Here is a 9,323-nt window from a genome sequence, read left to right on the forward strand (position 1 = left end):
ATAAAACTCAGTAATAATATGGGTGTATAAACAATCTATTTCAAGTATCTTTTGTATAATTTTTCTATCTATTCGATTCTGAACAAAATCATTATTGTGATTTTAGATCGAACGATTTAGCTTAACACTTTAGTTGATTTAAAATGATGCTCATGTACTTAAAAAAATTTTTACTTAGCGTAGCTTGCCTACTTCCTCTTCATTCGGCATTTGCCCAACTTCCACAAGATTCTCGCCGCGCTGGTGGGATTGCAGTCATTCCCTTGACAGCAAATACCACTCAAGTCTTTTATGAGCAAAAACCTGTACTCATTACACAAGAAGGCGCACAACAATATGCCGTGTTTGGTATTCCACTTTCTGCGCCATTAGGTAATTTGAGCTTAACCACCAATGCTTCTCCGATTCAGATCGAAGTAACGCCGTATCGCTATGCTGAACAACGTTTAAACGTCAAGAATCAGGACTATGTCAATCCTAATCAGGATCAGCTCGACCGCTATGCACGTGAAGCAAAAGAGCAAAATGATATTTATAGTTCATTTACTCAAAGTAACTGGAATAGCTTTCCCAATTTCATCCGCCCTACCGCAGGTAAATTTAGCAACTCTTTTGGCAGAAAACGCTTTTTCAATGGTGAAGAACGCGCACCACATTCTGGCCTCGACATTCCAGCACCTGTAGGACAGAAAGTCGTAGCCCCTGCGGATGGCGTTGTTGTAGGAACAGGCAATTATTTCTTTAATGGTAATACGGTACTGATTGATCATGGTCAGGGGCTGATCAGTATGTTCTGCCATCTCAGCAAAATTAATGTAGAGAAAGGCCAACGCATCCAGCAAGGTGAGATACTTGGGCTGGTCGGTAAAACAGGACGCGTAACAGGCCCACATTTACACTGGGGAATGAGCCTGAATAATGCTCGGGTAGATCCACAATTATTTCTAAAATAAACAGAGCAACAAATAAAAAAGTGATCGGTTCAAAAACAGATCACTTTTTAGCAAAACTTAATAGTTTAAGCTTTACGCAGCCTCAATAATTTCAAAGTCGTGGGTAATTTCGACACCACCATCAGACAGCATTTTGCTGGCTGAACAATATTTTTCAGCAGAGAGTTCGACTGCCTTTTCCACCTGTTTAGATTTCACAGCGTTGCCAGTCACAACGAAGTGCAAATGAATTTTGGTAAACACCGCTGGAATGCTATCTGCTCTTTCTGCTTTAAGCTGACATACGACATCGGTCACATCTTGACGAGATTTCTTTAAAATAGTCACAATATCAAACGAAGCACACCCACCAAGTCCCATTAAAATCAATTCCATAGGACGTGGACCACGGTTTTCACCCCCATATTCGGCAGAACCATCCATCACCACACTGTGGCCACTTTCTGATTTTGCTTCAAAAGCAACATTCTCTAACCAATGTACACTTGTTTGCATTGCAACTACCCGAAAAACGTTATAAATTTACTCTGTTCTTGTACACTAACATAAAATGAGTTGATAAGGAATTTCATCTCTTCTGTGTAGAAAAGGCTCTTTCAAGGGTCTGTGCGATCGGTTTTATCCAAATTCGGAAATTTTAAGCATGACTTCAAATTTTTCACAACTTAGCACTGATGCTTTATCACCAGGTCAACTACCTGAATCAGTTAAAGCGCTGCTAAAACGTGCTCATATTAATAGATATCCTAAACGCACCACGATTGTTGACGCTGGAACGGAATCAAAATCACTGTATTTAATATTAAAAGGTTCAGTGTCAATTATCTTACGTGAAGATGACGAACGTGAAATCGTAGTTGCCTACTTAAATCCAGGCGACTTCTTTGGCGAAATGGGGCTTTTTGAAAAGAACCCTCAACGTACCGCAGAAGTACGTACACGCGATGTCTGCGAAATCGCAGAAATCACTTACGACAATTTCCATGAGTTAAGTAAACAATATCCAGACTTAAGCTATGCTGTGTTTGCTCAACTGGTTCGCCGTCTTAAAAATACCACACGTAAAGTAACCGATCTGGCATTTATTGATGTGTCTGGTCGTATCGCGCGTTGTTTAATTGACTTATCTGCTCAACCAGAGGCAATGATTCTGCCAAATGGTCGTCAGATTCGTATTACCCGTCAAGAGATTGGTCGTATTGTCGGTTGTTCTCGTGAAATGGTTGGACGTGTCCTCAAGACACTTGAAGATCAAGGCATGATTCAAACTGACGGTAAAGCCATCTTAATCTTTGATGCTTCTTTGGAAGAAAATGCTTTCCCTGAAGATGAGTATGATGACGAAGATTAATTTGATCTAAGATCAGATTAATCGCTATAAAGCCAGTGCAATGTCACTGGCTTTTATGTTTTAAATCAAAATTTATAACAATTGCTGATTACATAATTACAATGATTATAGAGGTATTCAGAATGTTAACTGGTGTAAACATTTTTTATAATCCACCGTGATCATGACTATATTCATAAGATACTGATTTGGAGAGAATAAGTATGAAGAAATTAGCTTTAAGCCTTTGCGCTGTAACTGTGATGACAATTTCTGGCTGCGCATCGTTCGCAGATATGGCTGGTGCAGACAGCGCAACTTTAAACGCGCAATCAGCACAAAGTTTCTCAAAAATGACTCAGGAAGCGCGTGCTAAAAACCAGTTGGATAGTAGCTCAAGTACATATCAACGTATCAACACCGTATTCAACCGCTTAAAGCCTTATGCGGATCAAATGAATCAGACAGGTCAACGTTTTGATTGGCAACTTGCGGTATTAAAATCTGATACGGTCAATGCTTATGTTGCACCAGGCGGTAAAGTGGTCTTCTATACAGGTATTGTTAATAAGCTCAACCTGACCAATGACGAAATTGCAGCGGTTATGGGCCATGAAATGACGCATGCCTTAGAAGAGCATGCAAAGAGCAAAATCGGTGCACAAGCTTTAACTAATCTTGCAATTGGGATTGGTAAATCTTATGCAGGCAACAGCATTGGTGATCTAGGTGGCGCTGCAATTGATTTAGGCAGTCAGGTTGGTATCGGTCTACCTTACTCACGCAACCTTGAAAGCCGTGCTGATTACGGCGGTTTAATGTTGATGGCAAAAGCAGGCTATAACCCGAATGCAGCAATCAGCCTGTGGGAAAAGATGAATCGCTTAGATGGCGCTGGTGGCAGTTCATTCTTGTCAACTCACCCCTCAAATACACAACGTATCAGCGACATGCGTAAAAACTTGCCAGCAGCGATGGCCGTTTATAATAAACGCCGCTAATCCATAGCATCAGCAGCATCTGCCCTTAAGTGCCTATGTGCATTTAAGGGCTTTTTTATTCGTACCTCTGACTCATTCACGCTAAGCTAACTGTAAGTGCAACATATGCGTTGCAATGGTATGACGGATATGATCTGGACGCGCATGAAAATAACGCTCACTCAACCCATCACCTGATAAATCTTCAATCACGTTATATCCCATTTCAGCAACAGCTTGATGCAATGCTTTCGGTCTAAATTGTCCTTTTAATGGTTCTTTTAAAAATCGGGTAAATTGGGAGACAAATAAAGTTCCGAAACGTTCAACACCTTCCAGCTCCCGATAATCAATTGAATAGTCCAGAACCACTTCACTTCCCTGTGCAGCAATTTTTGCAATGCTGGCTAAGGTATTGAGGGTTGTTTCTGGTTCAAGATAATGCGTTGTGCCCAGCCACGAGAAAAAAGCTGCTTGATCTTGCTTCAACGAACTACGTGCCAAAGCGTCTGCAATCGATTCTTTTTCAAAATCGATTGCAACAAACTCCACATTCACTGGGAGCTCTCCCAATTGTCGTAATTTATTTTGTTTTTCGGCTTGGGTATCAGGATGATCCACTTCGTAAATCTTGAGCTGAGGAAATTGTTGTGCCTGCCTCAAGGTAAATGAATCTAGTCCCGCGCCCACTAAGACATATTGCTCAACACCACGTTCAATGGCGGCATAGAGCTGATCTTCTGCATAACGTGAACGTCCTACCACTTGTCCTGTTAATAAGCCCAAGGTGCGGTTAAACACGGAAGAATTCATTAGCTTGACGGTTAATGGCGTGCTGAGCAATGCCTTCCAGCCTTTACTGGTTAGCTCGAATGCAAAAGGATCTGCAAAGACAGGATCTGTGGCATTCTGAAAATGATTGGCACGCAATGCGGCAGCCGCTTCCGCCGTTCGGCTTGATTGTCCTTCTTTCATTATTTTCCCCCATATTTCTTTCTATCTTGCAAAAAATAAGCAGCAAATTCCATCCTTAGATAAAATTTACTGCTCTTTGATGATTGATCTAGAATCAGTTAGTTTTTTCAGTCTGATAAGTCACTTGATAATCATTCAAGTCCATACGTTTTAAACGTTGCTTCAACTTTTTCAATGACCAAGGCCAAGCGGCAAAGTTACGACCATTGGCATCTAAATAGTAACTCTTACATCCACCCGCATTAAACACGGTGGTTTTAAGATGTTTCTGTACCAATTCATTATGCTGCTTAATCACTTCAGGCTTAATGTTGAGTTTGGCAATGCCTTTGTCTCTGATTTTAAGCAGACCATCTACGATATAATCCAGCTGAGCTTCAGCCAAGCCAATAAATGAATCATAAACCAGTACGTTAGGCCCCAATACCAAGAATGCATTCGGCACATTTTCAATGCTTGTACCTAAATAGGCTTCTGGCGAACTGCTTTTCCATAAATCATTCAGGCATTCGCCTTTTTCATTTGAAACACGTTTGCCAATCGGTGGATGAGACACCTCAAAGCCTGTTCCCCAAATAATCACGTCCACTTCATGACGCTCACCATTTGCAGAAATAACGGTATTGCCTTCGACCTTCACCAATCCATGTGGAATCAGTTTAGTATTCGGTTGTTGTAAAGCAGGATAATAGTTGTTGGCGAACAATAAACGTTTACAGCCAATGGTAAAGTTCGGCGTCACATTTTTACGGAGTTCAGGATCTTCAATCTGGAAGCGTAAAATCAGTTTTGCCAATTCACCCACAGGTTTTAACACAGCTGGATTACGTAAACCAAAGTTGATCGCATTTAGAGACTGGGCAACCGTTTTACGCCAAGTCTTTTGAATCAATGGAAACTTCTCAATCAGTGCTTTGCTGACATCACCCAAGTCGGTATCAGGTTTTGGCACCACCCACGGCGCAGTACGTTGATACACATACAGCTCTTTGGCTTTTGGCTGAATCTGCGGTACGAACTGAATGGCAGATGCACCTGTACCAATCACTGCAATACGTTTACCTGTTAGATCATAATCATGATTCCATTTAGCTGAATGGAACATTTCACCTTTAAAAGTTTCCAGTCCGTCAAGTTTTGGAATTTGTGCTTCAGTAATCGGCCCTGTTGCAAAAATCACGGTCTTAGACAGGTACTGCCCTTTATTGGTATCAATCACCCAGAGATTACGTTGTTTATCCCATGCTGCATTGAGTAATTCCGTACCAAACTCGATTTTTGAGTTCACCCCAAAATTTTCACTCACTTCTTCTAAGTAGTTCAGAATTTCAGGTTGACGCGCAAACAAGTGACTCCATTTGGCACTTGGCGCAAATGAGTAGGAATATAACGCTGAGGGTACATCACAGCCACAACCTGGGTAAGTATTTTCACGCCATGTACCACCGACACGTATCGCTTTTTCAATAATTTTGTAGTTGCTATACCCCACCTGATCCAGACGAATTGCTGTCGCAATACCTGAAATACCAGCACCAACGATGAAAGTATCGTAAATGTGCGAGGGTAAAGCCTTTCCTTCAGCTGAATTTAATTTTTTTGCTTGAGCTGTCATTTAAAATGTCCTTTGTATCATGTAGCTGAAATAGTTGATTACCAACAGGTTCTCTCTTTATTTCACTCATTCAGTTCTGTTGCTTAATCAGGGTTATTTCATAAATCGATATGATGTGCCCAAAAATTTTGCATATAAATTTGGTGCTGTACGCTTCATGAGCCAGAATAACTTGGCATCAATCTGTGGAATGGTATAAAGCTCATTTTTATCCAGACGGTCCAGCGTCAGCTTTGCGACCTTGTCACTGGTGGTAAACGCCAGATTAGTCAATGCATAGTCCAGAATCCCTTTATGTGGGACTTTGCCATTCTTGATAATGTTGGTTGGCACCAGCGTTGGACAAAGTACATTTACCTTGATGTTATGTTTACGAAGCTCGGCAGAAAGCGTCTCCGATAATGCACGTACACCCGCTTTAGTCACGTTATAGGCTGTCATTTCGGGTGCAGCCGTATAAGATGCCGCAGATGCAACATTGATAATCGCACCACGACCGAGCTGTTTAAACTTAGGTACGAAATAATGGCAGCCGTGAATAACGCCCCATAAATTGATATCAGAGACCCACTTCCAGTCTTCCAGCGAAGTTTCATCAAACTTGCCGCCTAAACCAACACCGGCATTATTGATGACCAATGTGGTTGGATGTTGCATCAATTGCTCAGCCTGTTCTGCCAGCTTTTCCACTTGCTTGGCATTGCCAACATCACATTTCACCGCAAATGCTTTCGCACCTAGCGCTTCAACTAAACCGACCGTTTCTTTTGCTGCATCAAGGTTAATGTCTGAACACACCACTGTGCCGCCACGTTTTGCCAATTCAAGCGCAAAACTACGACCAATACCGCTTCCTGCACCAGTCACCACAGCAAATGCTTTTTGGCTTGGCTTGGTTTTCTTAGCAAATAATCTCATCATTGTTTTCCCAGCAATATCATATTGACTTGGACCAAGTTATGCAGAAGCTGCACGTACAGGTGGCACAAACTCTTTAAGGAAATAAGGGCTTAATAAACCTGTTTCAGGATTCAATAAACGCTCTTTGTAGTACGCCATATACGCTGTCGTATCATGGTCATTGGGATGGAAACTTGGACGCAGATACTCAAGAATATGCATGAAACTGCTACCGAACACGCCTCGTTCACTACCGAATAACAATGCGGTACTCTCCACAATATCTTTCATATAGCGAGGATTAATCAGATTGCTTGGTTTACGTACAAATGGCATCAGATAGCCACCTAGTGAAACACCCCCTAAAATCGTCAAACTGGCCAACAGGAAACCTGTGATTCGGAGCCAATAATCACCAGACAACTCAAGGAACACATCATAGGCAATATCTTTATGCTCTGATTCTTCCAACATATGCCACATCCACATGGCACGTTGTCTTTCATCTTGTGAGCCAAGTAAATATTCTTCGTGCTGCATCATAAATTCAGCAAGCACAGCCGTGTAATGTTCAATGCCAGCCATCAATGAAAGCTGTAAAGACTGTGGAAGTTTATAGATCCCATAATCAAACACCTTGCCGGCAATCGCACGTAGTAACTCGACTGGATAGCCATTCTCTTTCAGCACTTCGTCATTAAACTGATTGTGAATTTTTGAATGAATGGCTTCCTGTCCAATCAAAGAAGTCAGTCTTTGTTTTAAAATTGGATCATCAATAAAATCGCGATGATGACGTGCTGTTTCAATCACCACATCTTCACCGAAGGTCAAGAAAATGGATAAGGCATGAAAGTAAGAGGTTGCTAATTCTTTATTTAAGAAAAATCTTTCATCTAGTTCTGACGGGTTAAACTTAAAGTCAAAATGACGAATTGGAATGGGCGATTTATTTGCTAGGTTCTGAATAATCCCCTGATATTTCGTACTTAATTTGTCTGAAAAGACATTTCGAATCATTTGAGCAACCATGGCTTGATCCCCAGAGAGAATAAAAGTCCAACAACAGCACATCGATTGAAAATAAAATTGTCTATAAGATTATTTCTGCAATTTTACTTGATTCAATCCTTAAATAATTTAAGTCAATGCTGCGTCATTTCTCCTAATAAGCCTTTTGTACTCGGCTTATTAAGTAAGTTCCTGACAGCATAGTGCACAGATCAAATATGACTAGAACCAAATTGCTCATATCCACATGAGCGATTTTGCCAACTCGACATATCCATACAAATGCAAGCTCTGCTGCCCTTGATCAGTCCTGTGATTAAGCTGCCTGTACTTTAGGTGTGAACTCTTTTACAAAGAATGGATGTAAGGCACCACCCTCTGATAAAAGCTTCTTCTCATAGTAGGCAAAATAAGCTGAAGCATCATGATCATTTGGATGGAAGTCCGTCCGTAAATAATCAAAAATACGGCCTTGGGTACTACCAAAAACGCCATCTTTCGGACTAAAAATCAGCTTCACTCCACGGCGTGCATCTTTCCAGAATTTTGTAGTGAGCATTTCTTGTGGCTTACGGAAAATAGGCACCAAGGTTGCTGAGAATGGGATAAGACCTAAAATCGTGAAATAAGCCAAGAAGAAGCCTGAAACACGTAACGCATAATTACCATTCAATGTCTGATAGACATCATAGGCAACATCTTTGTGCTCTGACTCTTCCAGCATATGCCACATCCATAAAGCACGTGTTTTGGCATCATCCGAGAAATAGAAGTTCTGCTCATGCTCCATCATGTATTCAGCCAATACTGCGGTGAAATGCTCAATCCCTGCCATGAGAGAAAGTTTTAGAGGTTGCGGAAATTTCAAGAAAATATATTCAAAGAATTGCTCGCCCAGAAAGCGATAGAGTTTTACAGGGTAATCTAGCTCAACAATCGCATCATTAAATTCATTATGTAGTTTTGAATGAATTGCTTCTTGTCCAATCAATGAAGTGACACGTTGTTTTAAAACAGGATCTTTGAGTAAGTCACGATGATGACGTGCTGTCTCAATCACCAGATCTTCGCCATAAGTTAAAAATACAGAAAGCGTAGCGAAAAAAATCGTTGCGAATTGATTGTTCATATAGAATGATAAATCAACTTCCTTGCCTTCAAATCCGATTGCTAAATGACGAATTGGAATACTTTTTTTACTCGCAAAATCGATTTGCTCAGTTATTGGATTCGATTTAAATAAACTTAAACCTTTCCTTAATGTGCTGCTAATCATGGCTACACCTACCTAGTCACTTGAGCGTCATTTGCCCTTTTACATTCTTTTCGTCTGGTTCATCTCTTTTCGACTATCCCAACTGACAGGAAAGTACGAAAAAATATTCGGGAGATTTTCTTGAACCTGATCCTCGTATAAAGCAAATGTAAACCGATCTTATGTTCGGATTCAATTCGGGTAATTTTTATGATTTTTCCTCAATTTTCTACAAAACAGATTTAAAGGAAATTTGCTCTAAAAATATCTTTCATTATGATGTAAAAATATTTTTATATATAAT

9 protein-coding genes are annotated in these 9,323 nt (G+C 40.7%); 3 read left to right on the forward strand and 6 right to left on the reverse strand.

Annotation, left to right across the window (positions count from 1 at the left end; translation table 11 throughout):
- Window positions 1-152 precede the first annotated feature (152 nt).
- Window positions 153-953, forward strand: coding sequence for a M23 family metallopeptidase (locus A9Z07_RS01480; protein WP_069576345.1), 801 nt, complete (start codon window positions 153-155; stop codon window positions 951-953).
- Window positions 954-1,025: 72 nt separating this feature from the next.
- Here the strand turns inward: A9Z07_RS01480 and A9Z07_RS01485 are convergent, their stop codons facing one another.
- Entirely contained in the window at window positions 1,026-1,448 is a 423-nt protein-coding gene (locus A9Z07_RS01485; protein WP_069576347.1) for an OsmC family protein, read from the reverse strand.
- Between the two features lie 148 nt (window positions 1,449-1,596).
- Here A9Z07_RS01485 and crp point away from each other — a divergent pair, with 148 nt between their 5' ends.
- Together crp and A9Z07_RS01495 are read left to right on the forward strand one after the other, a co-directional pair.
- A complete protein-coding gene (gene crp, locus A9Z07_RS01490; protein WP_004772727.1) occupies window positions 1,597-2,304 on the forward strand; it encodes a cAMP-activated global transcriptional regulator CRP in 708 nt (235 codons plus the stop codon).
- Window positions 2,305-2,507: 203 nt separating this feature from the next.
- Window positions 2,508-3,284 carry a M48 family metallopeptidase gene (locus A9Z07_RS01495; RefSeq protein WP_004772729.1) on the forward strand — a complete coding sequence of 259 codons (777 nt, stop codon included), beginning with the start codon at window positions 2,508-2,510 and terminating at the stop codon, window positions 3,282-3,284.
- Between the two features lie 81 nt (window positions 3,285-3,365).
- Here A9Z07_RS01495 and A9Z07_RS01500 read toward each other — a convergent pair whose 3' ends face one another.
- From A9Z07_RS01500 to A9Z07_RS01520, 5 genes are all read right to left on the reverse strand, one after another.
- Window positions 3,366-4,238, reverse strand: coding sequence for a class I SAM-dependent methyltransferase (locus tag A9Z07_RS01500; protein WP_069576349.1), 873 nt, complete (start codon window positions 4,236-4,238; stop codon window positions 3,366-3,368).
- A 94-nt stretch (window positions 4,239-4,332) separates the two neighbouring features.
- The gene (locus A9Z07_RS01505) at window positions 4,333-5,853 is read right to left on the reverse strand and encodes a flavin-containing monooxygenase (RefSeq protein ID WP_069576353.1); all 1,521 of its coding nucleotides are present in this window, start codon (window positions 5,851-5,853) and stop codon (window positions 4,333-4,335) included.
- A gap of 93 nt (window positions 5,854-5,946) precedes the next feature.
- Window positions 5,947-6,771, reverse strand: a complete 825-nt coding sequence (locus A9Z07_RS01510) for an SDR family NAD(P)-dependent oxidoreductase (RefSeq protein WP_069576355.1) — start codon at window positions 6,769-6,771, stop codon at window positions 5,947-5,949.
- Window positions 6,772-6,810: 39 nt separating this feature from the next.
- On the reverse strand, window positions 6,811-7,785 hold the full coding sequence (locus tag A9Z07_RS01515; protein ID WP_005258110.1) for a metal-dependent hydrolase: 975 nt from the start codon (window positions 7,783-7,785) through the stop codon (window positions 6,811-6,813).
- A 295-nt stretch (window positions 7,786-8,080) separates the two neighbouring features.
- The gene (locus A9Z07_RS01520; RefSeq protein ID WP_004772737.1) at window positions 8,081-9,040 is read right to left on the reverse strand and encodes a metal-dependent hydrolase; all 960 of its coding nucleotides are present in this window, start codon (window positions 9,038-9,040) and stop codon (window positions 8,081-8,083) included.
- Between the last annotated feature and the right edge of the window lie 283 nt (window positions 9,041-9,323).

Source organism: Acinetobacter sp. YK3, from assembly GCF_001729365.1.
In the GTDB taxonomy this organism is placed as follows: Bacteria; Pseudomonadota; Gammaproteobacteria; order Pseudomonadales; family Moraxellaceae; genus Acinetobacter; species Acinetobacter vivianii.

What these genes read in the sequence shown, in the direction of transcription:
- A9Z07_RS01480 (WP_069576345.1), top strand. Translation starts at nt 153, where the DNA reads ATGTACTTAAAAAAATTTTTACTTAGCGTAGCTTGCCTACTTCCTCTT.
- A9Z07_RS01485 (WP_069576347.1), bottom strand. Translation starts at nt 1,448, where the DNA reads ATGCAAACAAGTGTACATTGGTTAGAGAATGTTGCTTTTGAAGCAAAA.
- crp (WP_004772727.1), top strand. Translation starts at nt 1,597, where the DNA reads ATGACTTCAAATTTTTCACAACTTAGCACTGATGCTTTATCACCAGGT.
- A9Z07_RS01495 (WP_004772729.1), top strand. Translation starts at nt 2,508, where the DNA reads ATGAAGAAATTAGCTTTAAGCCTTTGCGCTGTAACTGTGATGACAATT.
- A9Z07_RS01500 (WP_069576349.1), bottom strand. Translation starts at nt 4,238, where the DNA reads ATGAAAGAAGGACAATCAAGCCGAACGGCGGAAGCGGCTGCCGCATTG.
- A9Z07_RS01505 (WP_069576353.1), bottom strand. Translation starts at nt 5,853, where the DNA reads ATGACAGCTCAAGCAAAAAAATTAAATTCAGCTGAAGGAAAGGCTTTA.
- A9Z07_RS01510 (WP_069576355.1), bottom strand. Translation starts at nt 6,771, where the DNA reads ATGAGATTATTTGCTAAGAAAACCAAGCCAAGCCAAAAAGCATTTGCT.
- A9Z07_RS01515 (WP_005258110.1), bottom strand. Translation starts at nt 7,785, where the DNA reads ATGGTTGCTCAAATGATTCGAAATGTCTTTTCAGACAAATTAAGTACG.
- A9Z07_RS01520 (WP_004772737.1), bottom strand. Translation starts at nt 9,040, where the DNA reads ATGATTAGCAGCACATTAAGGAAAGGTTTAAGTTTATTTAAATCGAAT.